General features: G+C 71.2%; 15 protein-coding genes. 6 read left to right on the top strand and 9 right to left on the bottom strand.

Translation table 11 applies throughout. The features are described 5' to 3' along the window. The first annotated feature begins 14 nt into the window (after nt 1-14). Nucleotides 15-677, top strand: a complete 663-nt coding sequence (locus OHB00_RS18100; RefSeq protein ID WP_406435931.1) for a DsbA family protein — start codon at nt 15-17, stop codon at nt 675-677. 170 nt (nt 678-847) lie between these two features. Here OHB00_RS18100 and OHB00_RS18095 read toward each other — a convergent pair whose 3' ends face one another. The 6 genes from OHB00_RS18095 to OHB00_RS18070 all read right to left on the bottom strand — a co-directional run bounded on the left by OHB00_RS18095 (nt 848) and on the right by OHB00_RS18070 (nt 7,220). Continuing rightward, nucleotides 848-1,738 (bottom strand): TauD/TfdA dioxygenase family protein, encoded by an 891-nt coding sequence (locus OHB00_RS18095; protein ID WP_406435930.1) that lies wholly within the window; start codon nt 1,736-1,738, stop codon nt 848-850. Between the two features lie 13 nt (nt 1,739-1,751). Continuing rightward, nucleotides 1,752-3,092 (bottom strand): LLM class flavin-dependent oxidoreductase, encoded by a 1,341-nt coding sequence (locus tag OHB00_RS18090; protein ID WP_406435929.1) that lies wholly within the window; start codon nt 3,090-3,092, stop codon nt 1,752-1,754. Between the two features lie 124 nt (nt 3,093-3,216). Next, nucleotides 3,217-3,930, bottom strand: a complete 714-nt coding sequence (locus tag OHB00_RS18085; RefSeq protein ID WP_406435928.1) for an ABC transporter ATP-binding protein — start codon at nt 3,928-3,930, stop codon at nt 3,217-3,219. Next, entirely contained in the window at nt 3,906-4,748 is an 843-nt protein-coding gene (locus tag OHB00_RS18080) for an ABC transporter permease (RefSeq protein ID WP_406435927.1), read from the bottom strand. Before OHB00_RS18080 ends, OHB00_RS18085 begins: the two co-directional genes overlap by 25 nt. Next, a complete protein-coding gene (locus tag OHB00_RS18075; protein ID WP_406435926.1) occupies nt 4,745-5,812 on the bottom strand; it encodes an ABC transporter substrate-binding protein in 1,068 nt (355 codons plus the stop codon). The genes OHB00_RS18080 and OHB00_RS18075 overlap by 4 nt, the downstream gene beginning before the upstream one ends. A 226-nt stretch (nt 5,813-6,038) precedes the next feature. After that, entirely contained in the window at nt 6,039-7,220 is a 1,182-nt protein-coding gene (locus tag OHB00_RS18070) for an ROK family protein (RefSeq protein WP_406435925.1), read from the bottom strand. Nucleotides 7,221-7,662: 442 nt separating this feature from the next. Here OHB00_RS18070 and OHB00_RS18065 point away from each other — a divergent pair, with 442 nt between their 5' ends. Beyond that, nucleotides 7,663-8,247: a biotin transporter BioY gene (locus OHB00_RS18065; RefSeq protein WP_406435924.1), complete on the top strand. Its 585-nt coding sequence runs from the start codon at nt 7,663-7,665 to the stop codon at nt 8,245-8,247. Nucleotides 8,248-8,311: 64 nt separating this feature from the next. On the opposite strand, the gene OHB00_RS18060 is transcribed toward OHB00_RS18065, so the two are convergent. Further along, nucleotides 8,312-8,968 carry a hypothetical protein gene (locus tag OHB00_RS18060; protein ID WP_406445836.1) on the bottom strand — a complete coding sequence of 219 codons (657 nt, stop codon included), beginning with the start codon at nt 8,966-8,968 and terminating at the stop codon, nt 8,312-8,314. 381 nt (nt 8,969-9,349) lie between these two features. Between OHB00_RS18060 and OHB00_RS18055 the strand changes: the two genes are divergently transcribed. Next, nucleotides 9,350-11,047: a protein kinase domain-containing protein gene (locus OHB00_RS18055; protein ID WP_406445834.1), complete on the top strand. Its 1,698-nt coding sequence runs from the start codon at nt 9,350-9,352 to the stop codon at nt 11,045-11,047. A gap of 3 nt (nt 11,048-11,050) precedes the next feature. Here the strand turns inward: OHB00_RS18055 and OHB00_RS18050 are convergent, their stop codons facing one another. Next, a complete protein-coding gene (locus OHB00_RS18050) occupies nt 11,051-12,484 on the bottom strand; it encodes an amino acid permease (protein ID WP_406435923.1) in 1,434 nt (477 codons plus the stop codon). Nucleotides 12,485-12,689: 205 nt separating this feature from the next. Here OHB00_RS18050 and OHB00_RS18045 point away from each other — a divergent pair, with 205 nt between their 5' ends. Together OHB00_RS18045 and OHB00_RS18040 are read left to right on the top strand one after the other, a co-directional pair. After that, a complete protein-coding gene (locus OHB00_RS18045) occupies nt 12,690-13,184 on the top strand; it encodes a ribose-5-phosphate isomerase (RefSeq protein ID WP_406435922.1) in 495 nt (164 codons plus the stop codon). A gap of 134 nt (nt 13,185-13,318) precedes the next feature. Further along, nucleotides 13,319-14,122: an Fpg/Nei family DNA glycosylase gene (locus OHB00_RS18040; RefSeq protein WP_406435921.1), complete on the top strand. Its 804-nt coding sequence runs from the start codon at nt 13,319-13,321 to the stop codon at nt 14,120-14,122. On the opposite strand, the gene OHB00_RS18035 is transcribed toward OHB00_RS18040, so the two are convergent. Further along, nucleotides 14,119-15,360, bottom strand: a complete 1,242-nt coding sequence (locus OHB00_RS18035) for a GNAT family N-acetyltransferase (RefSeq protein ID WP_406435920.1) — start codon at nt 15,358-15,360, stop codon at nt 14,119-14,121. The two genes, OHB00_RS18040 and OHB00_RS18035, sit on opposite strands and share 4 nt — an antisense overlap. 174 nt (nt 15,361-15,534) lie before the next feature. On the opposite strand from OHB00_RS18035, the gene OHB00_RS18030 reads away from it, so the two are divergent. Next, on the top strand, nt 15,535-16,698 hold the full coding sequence (locus OHB00_RS18030) for a PP2C family protein-serine/threonine phosphatase (protein ID WP_406435919.1): 1,164 nt from the start codon (nt 15,535-15,537) through the stop codon (nt 16,696-16,698). Nucleotides 16,699-16,807: the final 109 nt, after the last annotated feature.

The following is a 16,807-nucleotide window of genomic DNA, read 5'->3' as shown; positions in this document are numbered from 1 at the left end:
ATTTGAGGAGAACCATGTCCGAGACCGTGACCAGCTCCGGCAAGACCCCCGTCGACTTCTGGTTCGACCCGTTGTGCCCCTGGGCCTGGATGACCTCCCGGTGGGTGCTGGAGGTGGAGAAGGTCCGCGACATCGAGATCCGCTGGCACATCATGAGCCTCGCGGTCCTCAACGAGCCCAAGCTCGACGAGCTGCCCGAGGAGTACCGCGAGCTGCTGGAGACCAAGGCCTGGAAGCCGATCCGCGTGGTCACCGCCGCCTGGCAGAAGCACGGCGCCGACATCCTCGGCCCGCTCTACACCGCGCTCGGCACCCGTATCCACAACAACGGCGAGGGCCCGACCGTGGAGGCCATCGCGGGCGCGCTCGCGGACGTCGGCCTGCCCGCCGACCTGATCGACTACGCCGACCAGGAGGACTTCGAGTTCGACGCCCAGCTGCGCGCCTCCCACAAGGAGGGCATCGAGAAGGTCGGCCAGGACGTCGGCACCCCGGTCATCGCGGTCCCCGGCCCCGACGGCGAGCAGATCGCCTTCTTCGGCCCGGTCGTCACCCCCGCCCCCCAGGGCGAGGAGGCGGCCCGCCTGTGGGACGGCACCCTCGCGGTCGCCTCCGTCCCCGGCTTCTACGAGATCAAGCGGACCCGTACCAAGGGCCCCGACTTCAGCAACCTGTAGGCCGCCCGTCCGCGCCCGGCCGTCCCGCCGGGCGCGGATCCTCTCAACGGCCCCGCACGCCCCGTCTCCCGTAGCGCCATGGGCACATGACCCCACGTGCCGTCACGTGAGGGCCTCGGAAGCAGGGTCGCCGCGGGGGCGGCCGTCATCGTGGCGTCAACGCCCCGTGGTCACTCGGCCACGGAGGTGTAGTGCGAGGCGTCGCCCTCGATCGAGTAGCTTTCCTTGCCCTCGATGCCGACCGGGATGTCACCGGCGACGGTGACCCGGTTGAGGCGGCGCGGCGCGCCGTCGTAGTTGTCGACGGCGTAGTGCTGGGTGATGCGGTTGTCGAACAGGACGAGCTGGTCGGGGGACCAGCGGTGGCGCAGGATGTTCTCGGGACGGGTGACGTACGCCTGGAGCAGGTCGAGGATCCGGCGGGACTCGTCCTTCGACAGGCCCACGATCCGCTGCGCGAACCCCCCGATGAACAGGCCGCGTTCGCCGGTCAGCGGGTGCACCCGGACCACCGGGTGGACCGTGCGGAACCTGATCGAGGTGAACTGGGCGCGCTGGGCGGCCTTCTCCTCGTCGACCTCCTCGTCCGGTACGGCGTAGTCGTAGTCGTTGGTGTGCTCCGCCCACAGCGTGTCGGCCAGCGCCCGCAGCGGCTCCGGGAGCTGCCGGTAGGCGGCGGCCGAGCTGGTGATCAGCGTCTCGCCGCCGTACGGCGGGATCGTGATGGAGCGCAGCGTGCTGGCCTGGGGCGGGTTCAGGACGAACGTCACGTCGGTGTGCCAGTGGTTGGCCCGGCCGCGCTCGCTGTCGACGGGCAGCACGTTCGGGGCGCCGTCGACGGCGGGCACCGTCGGGTGGGCGGTGGTGAGGTCGCCGAAGTGCCGGGCGAAGGCCTCCTGGCCCTCGTCGTCGAGGCGGACGTCGTCGAAGACCAGGGCCTTGTGGACGTTCAGGGCCTCGCGGATCGCGGTGACCTGCTCCTCGTCGAGCGGCTTGGAGATGTCCACGCCCAGAACCTGGGCGCCGATGTTCGCGGTGACTTTACGGATCTCGATGGACATGCGGGTGGTCCTTTCAGACGGTGGCGAGTGCGGGAGTGACGTACTGGTTGGCGGGGCGGGGCAGGCCGTAGCGCTCCCGCAGGGTGCGGCGCGGGCCGTACTCCGTGCGCAGCAGGCCGCGGGCGCGCAGGATCGGCACGACGTGGTCGACGAAGCTCTCCAGGCCGGAGGGGAGCACGGGCGGCATGATGTTGAAGCCGTCGGCGGCGCCCTGGGTGAACCAGGTCTCGATCGCGTCGGCGACCTGCTCGGGTGTTCCGGCGAAGGTCAGATGCCCGCGGCCGCCGCCGAGCCGGCCGATCAGCTGCCGCACGGTGAGCCGCTCGCGGCGGGCGAGCCCGACGACCAGCGTGTAGCGGCTTCTGGCACCCTCGATGGCGTCCTCGGGCGGCAGGCCGGCGGGGAGTTCCGCGTCCAGCTCCAGGGCTCCGGCGGGGAGGTGGAGCAGCCGTTCCAGGTTGGCGACCCCGTGCCGGTGCACGATGTGCTCCTCCAGGAACTCCTCGTGCGCCCGTGCCTCGGCCTCGGTCGAGCCGATGACGGGGACGATGCCGGGCAGCACCTTGATGTGGTCCGGGTCGCGGCCGGCCGCGACCGTACGGGCCTTGAGGTCGGCGTAGAAGGCGCGGGCGTCCTCGACGGTCTGCTGCGCCGTGAACACCGCCTCCGCGTACCGGGCCGCGAAGGCCTTGCCGTCCTCGCTGGAGCCGGCCTGCACCAGCAGCGGGTAACCCTGCGGGCTGCGGGGCACGTTGAGGGCGCCCTCGACACGGAAGTACGTGCCCCGGTGCCGGGGCGGGTGGATCTTCGCGTCGTCGCCCCAGACACCGGAGTCCTTGTCGGCGAGGATCGCGTCGTCCTCCCAGCTGTCCCAGAGCTTCAGGGCCACGTCGAGGAACTCGGCGGCACGTGCGTACCGCTCGGCGTGCGCGGGCTCCTCGTCGATCCCGAAGTTGCGGGCCGCCTCCGCCCCCGCCGTGGTGACGATGTTCCAGCCCGCCCGGCCGCCGCTGATGATGTCCAGCGAGGCGAACTTGCGGGCCAGGTTGTAGGGGGAGTTGTAGGAGGTGGAGGCGGTGGCGATCAGGCCGATGTGCTCGGTGGCCGTCGCCAGCGCGGTGAGCAGCGTCAGCGGCTCCAGGGCCCCGGCCGGCCGCTGCGCGACACTGCCCCACAGATGCGGTCCGTCGGCCAGGAAGAGTGAGTCGAAGGTCCCGCGCTCGGCGGTCCGGGCGAGCCCGGCGTAGTGCGCGAGGTCGACATGCGCGTAGGGGTCACTCTCCGGGAGCCGCCAGGAGGCTTCGTGGTGACCGGTGTTCATGAGGAAGGCGTTGAGGTGGAGCTGGCGGGTCATGCGAGGTCCTTTGCGTGTCAGCGCCGATGACTTTCAGCCCGTCCGGCGTTTGAGGACGAGGCCGTTCAGGCCGAAGCGGGGGTCCGGGGGCGGCAGCCCCCGGGACGGTCACCGCGACCGGCGGTCACGCGACGTCCTCCGTGACGCCCAGCGCCGCCAGCAGCCGGCTTCGATACCCGCTGCGCGGGTGCTCGTGATCGATGGTCAGGTCGACGCCGACCCGGCCCTTCTCCAGGACGAGCACCCGGTCGGCGAGGGCGATCGCCTCGTCGACGTCGTGGGTGACGAGCAGGACGGACGGGCGGTGCCGTTTCCACAGCTCGCGCAGCAGGTGGTGCATCCTGATCCGGGTGAGCGCGTCCAGGGCGCCGAACGGCTCGTCGGCGAGGAGCAGTTCGGGTTCGCGGACCAGGGAGCGGGCGAGCGCGGCGCGCTGTGCCTCGCCGCCGGACAGCTCGCTCGGCCAGGCCCGTTCCCGGCCGCCGAGGCCGACCTCGTCGAGCGCGGCGCGCCCCTTGTCGTAGGCGTCCCTGCCGTCAAGTCCCAGGACCACGTTGTCCAGCACCCGGCGCCAGGGCAGCAGCCGGGAGTCCTGGAAGACCACCGACACCCGTTCGGGGGCGGTGAGCTGCCCGCTGCCGGTGACACCGTGGTCGAGTCCGGCGACCGCCCGCAGCAGCGTGCTCTTGCCGGAGCCGCTGTGCCCCAGCAGGGCGGTGAACTGCCCGGCCGGCAGGTCCAGGTCGATGCCGTCGAGGACGGTACGGTCGCCGAACGACCTGGTGAGTCCTCGGAGTTGGACCGCGGGGCGGATCAGCTGCTCAGTGTGCGGCGCCATGACAGCACCCTCCGTTCGACGAGTCGGACCACGGTGTCGGAGACGAGACCGAAGACGCCGTAGATCAGCAGACCGACGAGGATGATGTCGCTGCGCCCGTAGTTCTGGGCCTGGAACATCATGTAGCCGAGGCCGCTGGTGGCGTTGATCTGCTCCAGGACGACCAGGCCCAGCCAGGAGCCGGTGACGCCGAGCCGGAGTCCCACGAAGAATCCGGGCAGCGCGCCGGGGATCACGATCTGCCGGATGAACTGGGGCCTGGACAGGTCCAGCACCTCGGCCAGTTCGACGTAGCGGCTGTCGATGGCGGCCAGCGCGGCATGGGTGTTCAGGTAGACCGGGATGTAGACGACGATCGCGATGATGGCGATCTTGAAGGTCTCGCCGATGCCCAGCCAGAGGATGAACAGCGGGATCAGTCCGAGGGTGGGGATCGCCCGGTTGATCTGCACGGTCCCGTCGATCAGCGCCTCGCCGGTCCGGGTGAGCCCGGAGGCCAGGGCCAGCAGCACCCCGGCGGTCAGCCCGATCGCGAAGCCGTACCCGGCCCGCTCGACCGAGGTCAGGATGTCGGTGCGCAGCGTCCCGCCGGTCCACAGGTGGACGGCGGTGTCCAGGACGGTCCAGGGCGCCGGGATCGCGTTCGGGTCGAGCTGCCCGGCGGCGGAGGCGATCGCCCACGCGGCCAGGAAGACCAGGGGGCCGGCCAGCCGGGCGGCCGGCAGCCGTCTGCCGGGGGACAGGCGGCGCCGCGGGCGGACCCGGTGGGTCTCCTCGGCGACGGGGACCGGAACGGTGCCGGTGGTCACGGCGGTCATTTGCGGTACTCCTCCGGTACGGCCTTCGCGGCGAGGCCCTCGAAGCGGTGGTCGAAGAGCGAGGAGACGTCGGTCTTCTTCACGAAGCCGCCCTCCGCCAGCAGGTCGGCGGTCTCCTGCTCCCACTTGATCGCCTCGTCCCAGCTCGGCGGGAACAGAGGCTTGTTGGCGAGCTTGGTGATGCCCTGGGCCTGGGCGAGGGTCAGGTTCTGGGTCTTGACGTAGAACTCCTCGTTCCAGGTGTCCGGGTGCTCCCACTGCCAGACCTGGCCCTTGGCCCACTCCGGGATGTACGCGGCGATCGCGGCGGCCTTCGCCCGGTCGTTGAGCACCGCCTGCGGCGCCCAGAGCAGGTTCAGCAGGTCGACGACGCCGGTGGTGATCGTGCGGGCACCCTTCGAGCCGTACTGCTGGAGGTAGGCGGGCACCTGGGTGTTGGCCAGCGGCGCGACGTCCACCTGACCGGACTGCAGGGCGGTGAGGAACTGGTTGCTGGTCAGCTGCACCAGCCGCACGTCGTCGTACGAGAGCCCGGCCTTCTTCAACGCCCGCAGCAGTACGACCCCCTGGGCCTGCCCCTGTGAGAACGCGAGCTTCCTGCCCTTGAAATCGGCGACCGTGTGGATGTCGCTGCCGGGCTTGGTGGCGAACAGGTAGTTCGGCTTACGGGTGATGTCGATCGCCACGATCTTCGCCGCGAAACCCTGGAACTGCGCCTGGATCGGCGGAATACCCGCGTTGTTCGCGAGGTCCAGCGACTTCGCGCGGAACGCGTTGATGACATCAGGACCGGCCCCGATGTTCAGCCAGCTCGACACCGTGAACGGCAGCTCGGGCAGCTTCGCCAGCTTGAACTGCAGCTGCTGCTGGCCCAGATAGGAGGCGATCTTCAGGCTGGTGCCGGCCGGCACCTTGGCGGCCGGCGGAACGGTGGAGGCGGCCGCCGTGTCGGCGGCGGCACTGCCGCCCGCGCAGCCGCTCAGCCCGGCCACGGCCGCCGAGGCGCCGAGCAGTGAGGTGAGGAAGACCCGGCGGTCGACGCCGGAAGGGGACGCAGAAGGCATGGGAGTACTCCGGGGAGGAAAGCAGCAGAAAGGCAGCGTGAATTACCGGCGACGCAGGGCCGGAAAGAGAGATCTCGCAGCGGGGGATCTCATGCAGAGCATGCGGGGCATGCGGGGAAACGCGCGCCTTGGGCGCGCCAAGACGTCAGCAACAAAGAGTGCGACAGGTCATGAGAAAGATGTTCCTTGTCGTGCGCGACGGCTGTCAATATTCCGAGTTTCTGAATTAAATAAGCTCTGGTGACGCGCTCAACGGGTCCCGGTACAGCACGTCCAGGACCACGGAACCGCCCGCGACCGCCAGCACGCCGGCCCCGAAACTGGTCGGCGCCACGGGCGCCCGCCGGGGCCCGACCGCCTCCCGCAGCGCGGCCAGGCAGTCCTCCCGGTACAGCGCACCCACCTCGGTGACGACCACGCTCTCCGGATTGAGGACGTCGAGCAGCAGCGCAGCCGCCCGCCCGGTCAGCCGCGCCCGCTCCACCAGCAGCCGTACCGCCACCGGGTCGCCGGCCCGCGCCGCCGCGAGGACGTCCATCGGATTGCCGCCCTCGACGACCCCGGCGGCCCGCGCCCGCCGTACCAGCGTCAGCTCGCTCAGCTCCACCTGGAGACAGCCGGTCCGCCCGCAGCCGCACGGTTCGGTGCCGCCCGGCACCGGGAGATGGGCGATCGTGCCCGCCTGGGAGCGCGGACCGTGATGCACCTCGTCGCCGGTGGCGAAGGCCGCGTCGACCACGTTCCCGACGAACAGATGCAGCACGCTCCGGCTGCCCCTGGCCCGCCCGAACAGCCGCTCGCCGTTGACCAACGCCCGCGCGTGCCCGTCCACATGGACCGGCAGTCCGGTGCGCGCGCCGAGCAGCTCGCGCACCGGCACCTCGCGCCAGCCCAGCAGCGGGTGCTCGACCACGGTCCCGGTGTCCCGGTCCACCCAGCCGCCCACGGCGACCCCGACGCCCAGCGGCCGGCTGCCGGGCACCTCGTCAAGGAGCGCGGCCAGACCGGCGCCGGCCCGCGCCAGCACCCCGCCGGGCTCGGTGTCCCGGTGCTTCAACTCCCGTCGTACGACGACCCGTCCGCGCAGGTCGAGCAGGGCGACCGTGGTGTACGGCACGGCCACATGGACCCCGCCGACCACGAACCGCGAGTCGTCGAGGTCGACCGGGACATGCGGCCGGCCCACCCCCCTGACGCGCCGCGGTACCTCCGTCTCCCGGATCAGGCCGAGTTCGGCGAACAGGGCGCAGTAGTCGGTGACGGAGGCCGGGGACAGCCCGGTCAGCCGGGCGATGGTGGAGCGGGCGACCGGCCCGTGCTCCAGCACCGAGCGGAGGACCACACTGGCGCTGGTCCGCCGCCGGTCACGGGGCGCGGAGGTGAGCGGGGGTGCCGCGGTACGGGGCATGGGAAACCGTCCTCGGGAACGGGGGCCGACACGTCTCGGGGTGCGAGGCGCGCCGGACCGGTCTCCCGCGGCGCGGCCTCAGGCCGGACGGCGACAGGTGGCAGCCCCTTGCCGCCGCAGGTCGACATAGCGACGCGACGTGAGGTTCAGGGACTGGGCGACCATGTCCCGAAGAGTAGGCCAGAAACAGGGAATCCCACCAGACCGCTAGGGTTCGATTGGCGGAACTCCACAGCCCTGTCGAATGCCGTTGACGTGACTGAAACATCTCTGCCTCAGTGATCGGCGTCACCCCGTACCGCGTGTAACCCACATCCTTTGTGGGGAGCCCACCAAGTGCCGCTTCCGGCCTTTGTCGATCGCTGACGTGTCCGGCTCAGACCGGCCGGGATAGCGTCACGATGTCCGTGTCCGTCTGCCCACCCCACCCCGCGGAGTCCCCATGAGCACCGCCACCGCCGCCGCGCCGACCCGCCCCGGCACCGTCCTCGCCGACCTTCTGCCCGCGTCCCGGGTGCGCGACGTGGCCCTCGTGGCCGGCGGCGCCGCGCTCACCGGCCTCGCCGCCCAGATCGCCGTCCCGGTGCCCGGCTCCCCGGTCCCGGTGACCGGCCAGACCTTCGCGGCCCTGCTCGTCGGCACCGCCCTCGGCGCCCGCCGCGGCCTGCTCTCCCTCGCCCTGTACGCGCTGGCCGGCCTCGCGGGCGTGCCGTGGTTCGCGAGCGGCACCTCCGGGGTCTCCGTCTCCTTCGGCTACATCCTCGGCATGATGCTCGCCTCCGCCGCCGTCGGCGCCCTGGCCCGGCGCGGCGCCGACCGCGGGGTCCTGCGCATGGCGGGCACGATGCTCCTCGGCGAGGCGATCATCTACGCGATCGGCGTGCCGTACCTGGCCTACGCCGCCGACATGTCCGCGTCCGCGGCGATCGCCGCCGGCCTGACCCCGTTCCTGATCGGCGACGCGGTGAAGGCGGTCCTGGCGATGGGCGCGCTGCCCGCCGCGTGGAAGCTGGCCGACAGGCGCTGACCCGCCACGACCGCGCGGGGCCCGGGATGCTTCGGCATCCCGGGCCCCGCCGCTTTCGGGCGTGTCACGACTGCTGCCGCGGCCGCCGCTGCGACCACCACACCCCCGCCGCCCCGGCCGTGATCAGCGCCGCGCCGGCCGCGCCGAGCGGCAGCAGGTCACGTCCCGCGCCGGTCTTCGGCAACTGGTCGCCGCCCGGCCCCACCGGCTTGTTGTCGGTGCCCAGCAGCAGCGGGGTGGCCGGGGCGTTCGGCGCCGGGTTCGTCGTACCGAACGGCACCGGGCCCTGCTGCCAGAACGTCTTCTTCCCGTCCGCGCTCTGCACGGGCAGACAGATCTTCCCGGTCCTGCCGAGGTCGAACGTCGCGTCGACCGCGTACGACTTCGACGCGCCCGCGCCGAGCGCGCCGACGGAGCAGCTGAAGCCGCTGTTCGAACCGGCCGGCAGATCCTTCGCCGCGATCGCGTCGCAGCCCTGGACGCCGTTGACCCGCAGGCCGTCGAAACCGACCACCAGAAGCCTGATGTCGCCGCTTTCCTTGGTTCCCCCGTTCCTGACGGTGGCCGTGATCGCCGTTTTCTGCGAACTGTTGTCGACCGAGATCTTCTCGGGCAGCGTGGTCGTCAGCCGCACACCCGCCGGTGCCTGGTCAACCGCCTTTCCCCCCTTGCCGCTTCCCGGTCCCTGGTCGTCGGCGGCGGCCGTGAACGGCAGGATCATCACGGCCGAAAAAGATGCCGTGACCAGTGATCCCGTGACCACGGCCAGCCGCCGGGCCATACGACGAGAACTCATGTTCGTCCCCCTTGCAACCCCCTGGACCGCGCCTGAATTCGCGGTCACTTGAAGAGGTACCACAAGATTTCTCCGCACTATGCTGGTACGGCCGTAAGTGTGACCATTGCGTGTCGGCAGGGGCGGTCGTTGAGGGGGTGCAGCGAATTGCCGGGGAATTCAGGGAGTTCAGGGAACTCGGGGAATTCGGAGAACTCAGGGAATTCAGTTGGCGCGGTGAGTCCGGAGAGCGCGGGGCAGGGTGGGGCGCCCGGGCTGCTGGTGACCGGCCGCTACCGGCTGGCCGAGAGCATCGGGCAGGGCGGAATGGGGCGGGTGTGGCGGGCCGCCGACGAGACACTCGACCGGCAGGTCGCCGTCAAGGAGATGCGGATCGACGGCCTCGACGCGGAGGACACCCGCACCCGCCGCGAACGCACCCTGCGCGAGGCCAGGGCCACCGCCCGGATCGACCACCCCAACGTCGTACGGGTCTACGACGTCGTCGACGAGGGCGAACGCCTGTGGATCGTCATGGAGCTGGTCAACGGCCGGTCGCTGGAGTGGATCATGGCCGAGGAGGGGCCGCTGAGCCCGCGCGCGACCGCCCGGATCGGCCTCGGTCTGGTGGCGGCGCTGCGGCAGGTGCACGCCGGGGGAGTGCTGCACCGCGACATCAAACCCGCGAACGTGCTCGTCGAGAACACCGCCGGCCGGGTCGTCCTCACCGACTTCGGCATCGCCGCGATCCAGGACGCCAAGGCGCTCACCATGGCAGGCATGCTCGTCGGCTCCCCCGACTACATGGCGCCCGAGCGCGTCTCCGGCCGCCCGCAGGGCCCGCCGTCCGACCTCTGGTCGCTCGGCGCGACGCTGTGCGCGGCCCTCGGCGGCCGCTCCCCCTTCACCCGCGACACCACCCTGGCGACCCTGCACGCGGTCCTCTACGAGGAGCCCGAACTCCCGTCGGAGGCAGGCCCGTTGCGCGACCTGCTGGCAGCCCTGCTGGAGAAGGAACCGACGGTGCGACCCGGACTGGCGGAGGTGGAACGGGAACTGACCCCGGTGGCGTACCCGGCCCAGACTCCGACGCAGACCTACCCGGCCCCCACGGAACGCCCGACGCCGCCGTACGTGCTACGCCTCCAGACACCGGAGGACCAACCCCCGCAGCCGCCACCACCGAACAGCGCATCGACGGAGGCCCCGTCCGAACCCCGCTCGGAGACCCGCTCGGAAACCCCGTCGGGCAATTCGAAGGTCCCGACCCTCCCGGCCCAACCTCAGGCAGCCCCCGCACTTCGGCGCCCCGCACCACAGCGCCCCGGAAGAGGCGCGGGGCCGCATCGGTCAGCGGTTTCGCCGCGGAGCGCGACCAGCCACAACGCACCCGCAGCGACCCACCGCCGCACACCCCCCAAACGCACGACTCTCCTCGCCGTACTGGGGATCGCAGCCGTAGCCACCGCCCTCGCCATCCTCCTCACCACCACGACCGGCAGCGGCGACAGCGGCAAAGCGACCGGCACCTCCTCAACGCCCTCGGCCCCGACGCCCACTTCATCGGCGCCCACAGTCGAGGGCACAGCCCGCCCCCGCTCCCTCCCGCCCGGCACCCACGAGGAGGCCGGCGGCTACGCGTGGGCACCCCCCGCCGGCTGGCGCAGGGACGTGAAGACGGGCGCCGAGGTCCACTACACCTCCCCCGACGGCCGCCAGGAACTCGTCGCCAGGTCCTCGCTCGCCCGCGGCGACCTCATGGAGACCTGGAGCGCCTCCGAACGCAGCGCCCACCAGGGCCAGGACTACACCAAGATCCGGCTGGCCGAGACGACCTTCCGCGGCTACCCGGCGGTGGTCTGGGAGTACACCTTCACCCTCAAGGGCACCCCCTGGCACGCACGACTGCTGGGCTTCGACGCCGGCGGCAAGTCGTACCAGATCAACACCTGGTACCAGCCGGCGGTCGAAGCCCAGGCCGTGCGGACGTACGAGCAGGTGAAGGAGGGTTTCACCCTGCTGTGAGGGTCAGCCGACGGACACCTTGTCGGCGGGCTCGGCGACCGCCTCGGCCATACGGCCGCCGGTCACCTTCTGCTTGACCACGGCGACCACGACCACCACCGCCGCGACCAGCAGCGAGAGCAGCACCGTCGTACGGCCGCTGCTCTCGCCCTCCGTGTCGGTCAGCATGTAGCCCAGCACGAAGACGATCAGCCCGGCCGTCGCCCAGGTCAGGTACGGGTACAGCCACATCTTCACGACGAGCTTCTCCGGCGCCTCGGCCTGGATGATCTTCCGCATGCGCAACTGGGAGAAGCAGATGACGAGCCAGACGAACAGGGCCACCGCGCCACTGGAGTTGACGAGGAAGAGGAAGACGGAGTCCGGGAACTTGTAGTTGAAGAAGACGGCGACGAACCCGAAGAGCACGGACGCGACGATCGCGGCCATCGGCACCCCGCGGGCGGTGGTCCGGGCGAACGCCTTGGGTGCGTCGCCCCGCTGCCCGAGCGAGAAGGCCATCCGGGAGGCCGTGTACAGGCCGGAGTTGAGACAGGACAGGACGGACGTCAGCACGATGACGTTCATGATCTGGCCGGCGTGCGCGATGCCGAGGGAGTCCAGGGCGGCGACGTAGGAGCCCTTCTCCTTGATGGAGGGGTCGTTCCACGGGAGCAGCGAGACGACGATGAGGATCGAGCCGAGGTAGAAGACGCCGATCCGCCAGATGATGCTGTTGGTGGACTTGGTGACCGCGCGCTGCGGATCCTCCGACTCGCCGGCGGCCAGGGTGGCGATCTCGCTGCCCATGAAGGAGAAGACGACGAGCAGGACGCCGGTGAGGACGGCGCCGGGACCGTGCGGCAGGAAGCCGCCCTGGCCGGTGAGGTTGGAGAAGCTCGCCTTGTCGTCGTCGACACCGGGCAGCACGCCCAGCACCGCCAGCAGGCCGACGACGATGAACGCGCCGATCGCGACGACCTTGATGCCGGCGAACCAGAACTCGAACTCGCCGTAGGAGCCGACCGAGACCAGGTTGGTGGCGGTGAGCACCACCATCACGATGAGTGCCCAGCCCCACTGGGGCACGGCCGGGATCCAGCCTTCCAGGATCTTGGCGCCGGCGGTGGCCTCGACCGCCAGCACCACCACCCAGAAGAACCAGTAGAGCCAGCCGATGGAGAAGCCGGCCCAGCGGCCGAGCGCGCGGTCCGCGTGTGCGGAGAACGACCCGGAGGCCGGGTTGGCGGCGGACATCTCGCCGAGCATCCGCATCACCAGCACCACGAGCGTGCCGACGAGCGCGTACGACAGCAGGATGCCGGGTCCCGCGGTGGCGATACCGGTACTGGAGCCGACGAAGAGGCCGGCGCCGATGACACCGCCGATGGCGATCATCGACAGATGGCGGTTCTTGAGTCCTGCTTGGAGACCGTCTTGGGGACCGTTGCCAGTCATGGGGGGAATTCCTTTGCGCCGGGTGAGCGGGCCCTCGCACGAGCGGCGTACGAGTTGGTCCAGTGAAACGGAGGAGAACTCATTCCTGAACCTTTGAATCCAGATCGTTATTTGAGGTTTTCCTGAGGTTCTGTAGCATTGCTCACAATTTCCGAGGCCTGGCCCCGCCCCTGCCGAGCGTTCACACCCATGTCACACTCATCCCATGCGCGTGTATCTCGGCTCCGACCATGCGGGCTTCGAACTCAAGAACCACCTCGTCGAGTGGCTGAAGGCGGCGGGTCACGACCCCGTCGACTGCGGCCCCCACATCTACGACGCCCAGGACGACTACCCGCCCTTCTGTCTTCGCGCGGCCGAGCGGACGGCGGCCGACCCCAAGTCCCTCGGCGTAGTGATCGGCGGCTCCGGCAACGGTGAGCAGATCGCCGCGAACAAGGTGAAGGGCGTCCGGGCGGCCCTCGCCTGGAGCGAGGAGACCGCGTCGCTCGGCCGACAGCACAACAACGCGAACGTCGTCGCGGTGGGCTCGCGCATGCACACCCAGGAAGAGGCGACCAAGTTCGTCGAGACCTTCCTCAACACGCCCTTCTCCGAGGACGAGCGCCACATCCGCCGCATCGACATGCTGGCGGCCTACGAGACGACGGGCGACCTCCCGCCGATCCCGGCGCACCACCCCTCCGGGGACGACCGGTAACCGACGGCCGGCAGGCGTTCGGCTGCGGGCGCGCGGGGGCCGGCCCCTTACCGGGGCCCTGCGGTTGGGCGCTCTTCGACGTTCACCCTCCGGCTGACCGGGTCGGGCGGGCGGATGGGAAAGGAATCACCTCAGTGCCAGAAGGGCACACGATCCACCGGCTCGCGCTGGACTACCGTCGGCTCACCGGACCCGTCAGGGTCACCAGTCCGCAGGGCAAGTTCTCCGACGCGGCGAGCCTTCTCGACGGCGCCCAACTCACCCGCACGGAAGCCCACGGCAAGCACCTCTTCCTCGGCTTCCGCGACAGCGACTGGGTGCACATACACCTCGGCCTCTTCGGCAAGGTCACCTTCGGCGACGCCCCCGCGCCCCCGGCCACCGACACCGTCCGCCTCCGCCTGGCCGACCCCACCGCCTACGTCGACCTGCGCGGCCCCACCACCTGCGCCCTGATCACCGACGACGAGAAGAACGCCGTACACGCCCGCCTCGGCCCGGATCCGCTCCGTGACGACGCCGACCCGGACGCGGCGTACCACAGGATCTCCCGCAGCCGTACGACGATCGCCGCCCTGCTGATGGACCAGAAGGTCATCGCCGGCGTCGGGAACGTCTACCGCGCCGAGGTCCTGTTCCGGCACGGGATCGACCCGTACCGCGCGGGCCGGGACCTCACCCCCGCCGAGTGGGACCGCGTCTGGGCCGACCTCGTCGCCCTGATGCGCGAGGGCGTCCGCAACAACCGCATCGACACCGTCCGGCCCGAGCACACCCCGGAGGCGATGGGCCGCCCGCCGCGCGTGGACGACCACGGCGGCGAGGTGTACGTCTACCGCCGGGCCACCCTGCCCTGCCACCTCTGCGGCACCGGGATCCGCACCGCCGACCTCGCCGCCCGCAACCTCTTCTGGTGCCCCACCTGCCAGCGCCGTTAGAAACCGTGCGGCAGCCACGGCAGGGCCGGGGAGCCGAACGCCACCGACGCCTCCGCCAGCGCCCCCGGCCGCAGTTCGCCCACCCGGCCGGCCCGCGCCAGCGACAGCAGGGACACACCGCCGAGGTACGCCGCCGCCAGCTCCCGCACCGACAGCGTCAGTTCGGCGGCGTCCGTGGTGCGCTCGCAGGACGCCCCCTTGGCGTCCCCGGTCAGCCGCCAACACCCCGCGTTCCAGGGGCAGAAGGCGTCCGCCACCTCCAGCACCACGTCCACCGGCGTCTGGTAGGTGCGCGCCGCGAGCGCCGCACCGACGTCGACGAGACGGACGTACCCCATGTCCCGCACCCGCGTCAGGCAGCGCCGGATGTCGGAGACCTGGTACTGCCAGGCGTCGTCGACCGGCCGCCCCCGTACCGTCAGCCTGGACATCAGGTCGATGCCGAACAGGAACCGCCACAGCGCCGCGTCGCTCGCCGGATCGAGCGCGGCGAGGTCCTCCAGCGACACCGTGCCGTCGTGCCCGCTCGGCGACCAGCCCAGCTTGGTACGGAACCGGGCGTACCCGGTGACCTTTCCGTCCCGCTCGGCGAGCACGCACTGCAGCGCCGACGCCCCGTCCCGCCCGCTCTCCGGGTCGAACACCCCGACCCGCTCCCAGCCGGGCTGCCGGGCCAGCATCCCGGGCCGCAGCGGCACCAGCTCCGCGTAGACCGCCTCGCACGCGCCGAGCACGTCCGCCGGGGCCGCGTACCGCAGCCGTACGTCACCGGTGCCGGCCGGCACGTCCAGGGTCACCCGGCTCGTGTCGATCTCGGCCTGCAGCTGGAAGGTCGCCGCGTCGTACCCGAAGCGGCCGTAGATCGCCGGCTCGGAGGCGGTCAGCGCGGCCAGCGGCTCGCCCCACTCCCGTATGTCGTCCAGCTGACGGCGCATCATCGAGGTCAGCACCCCGCGCCGCCGGTGCGTCGCGGCCACGCTCACCATGGTGATCCCCGCGGTGGGCAGCACGGCACCGCCCGGCACCGTCATCCGGAACCGGAACGCGCCCGCCGTCCCCACCATCTCGGAGCCGTCCCAGACGGCCAGCGACCGCTCGGACTCCGTGAGGGACCGGTCCAGGTCGCGCTCCTCGGCCGGCGCCGGACCCGCGCCGAAGGCCCGCACCAGGTGCTCCCACCACCCGTCGAACTCCTCGGGACGCAGCACCTTCAACTCGGTCGCACGCTCGGTCGCCATGAGCCATGCCTACCAGGGCATTGCAGGGCGAGCCAGCGAATTTCTCCCGTACGGCGACGCGGGGGCCGTCGGTGAAGTTCACTGTGAAGTCGCACTCGCAGGGCAGCCTCGGACGGGGGACAAGTGGGACCTCCCGTGCCAAGCAGCTGGTTCGATGGATAGGGTCCCGAACTAATGGCAGTAGACCGAGAGCGGCGCGCGAAAGCCGAGACGCTTCCGGCCCGGTGGAAAGTGCAGTGGCACCGGGTCCGCGTCGGCGTGCGCAGAAGCGCCGTGGACTACTTCCGCGGCGACGGCTCCGACTGGATCGCCCTGATCGGGCTGTTCCTGACCGTCCCGGTCCTCGCGGCCATGACCCTCGCCAACTCGGTCTGGTTCTCCCCGGCCTCGCTGGTCCTGCCGATCATCGCGGGCGGCCTGCTGCTGCGCCCGGCGAGCCTGCTCGGTCTGTACGCGGCGGCGGCCACCGCCCTGATCGTGGAGTCGGTACGGCTCGGCCCCTACACCGAGGGCCCCTCCCGGGTCACCCCCGGCGTCGTCCTTGTGGTCGCCGCCTGCGGTTTCTTCGGTCTCCTCACCGCCCAGTTCCGCAGCCGGGTCGGCGTGCCCTGGCGGCGCGGCGGCACCATGCTCTTCGACCTGCGCGAACGCATCCGGGTACAGAGCAAGCTGCCGAAGCTGCCGCCGGGCTGGCACCGTGAGATGGCCCTGCGGCCGGCGGGCGGGCAGTCCTTCTCCGGCGACTTCGTGGTCGCGGCCCGCACGAACAACGGCCGCACGATGGAGGTCGTCCTCACGGACGTCTCCGGCAAGGGCATGGACGCGGCGTCCCGCGCCCTCCTCCTCTCCGGCGCCTTCGGCGGCCTCCTCGGCTCCCTCCCGCCGCACGCCTTCCTCCCCGCCGCCAACGGCTACCTCCTGCGCCAGGACTGGGACGAGGGCTTCGCGACCTCCATACACCTGGTCCTGGACCTCGACTCCGGCGACTACGAGCTGTACTCCGCGGGCCACCCGCCCGGCCTCCAGCTCAGCGCCGGCAGCGGCCGCTGGGAGGAGAAGGCGGCCGAGGGCCCCCTCCTCGGCGTCTACGACGGCGCCCAGTTCGACCCGGTGAAGGGCTCCCTGCGCCCCGGCGACGTCCTGATGATCTTCACGGACGGCCTGGTGGAGACGTCCGAGCGCGACATCGTGGAGGGCATAGACCGCCTCACCGGAGAGGCCGACCGCTACGTCGCCGGCGGCTTCCACGGCGCCGCCTGGCACCTGATCGAGGCGGTCGCGAAGGACGTCAACGACGACAGGGCGCTCCTGCTGATCTGCCGCGAGGCAGCAAGGTGAACCCCAGCCGCGGCGCGGTTGCGCCGCGGGGACAGCGGGGTGGCCGTGGGCCGGGGTATGGCTGTGTTGTGGGGAGGCGGTGGGGTGGCCGTGGGCCGGGGTGCGGCTG

This window comes from Streptomyces sp. NBC_00631 (assembly GCF_045206895.1).
GTDB lineage: Bacteria > Actinomycetota > Actinomycetes > Streptomycetales > Streptomycetaceae > Streptomyces.
This window is presented reverse-complemented; position numbering and strand designations above follow the sequence as displayed.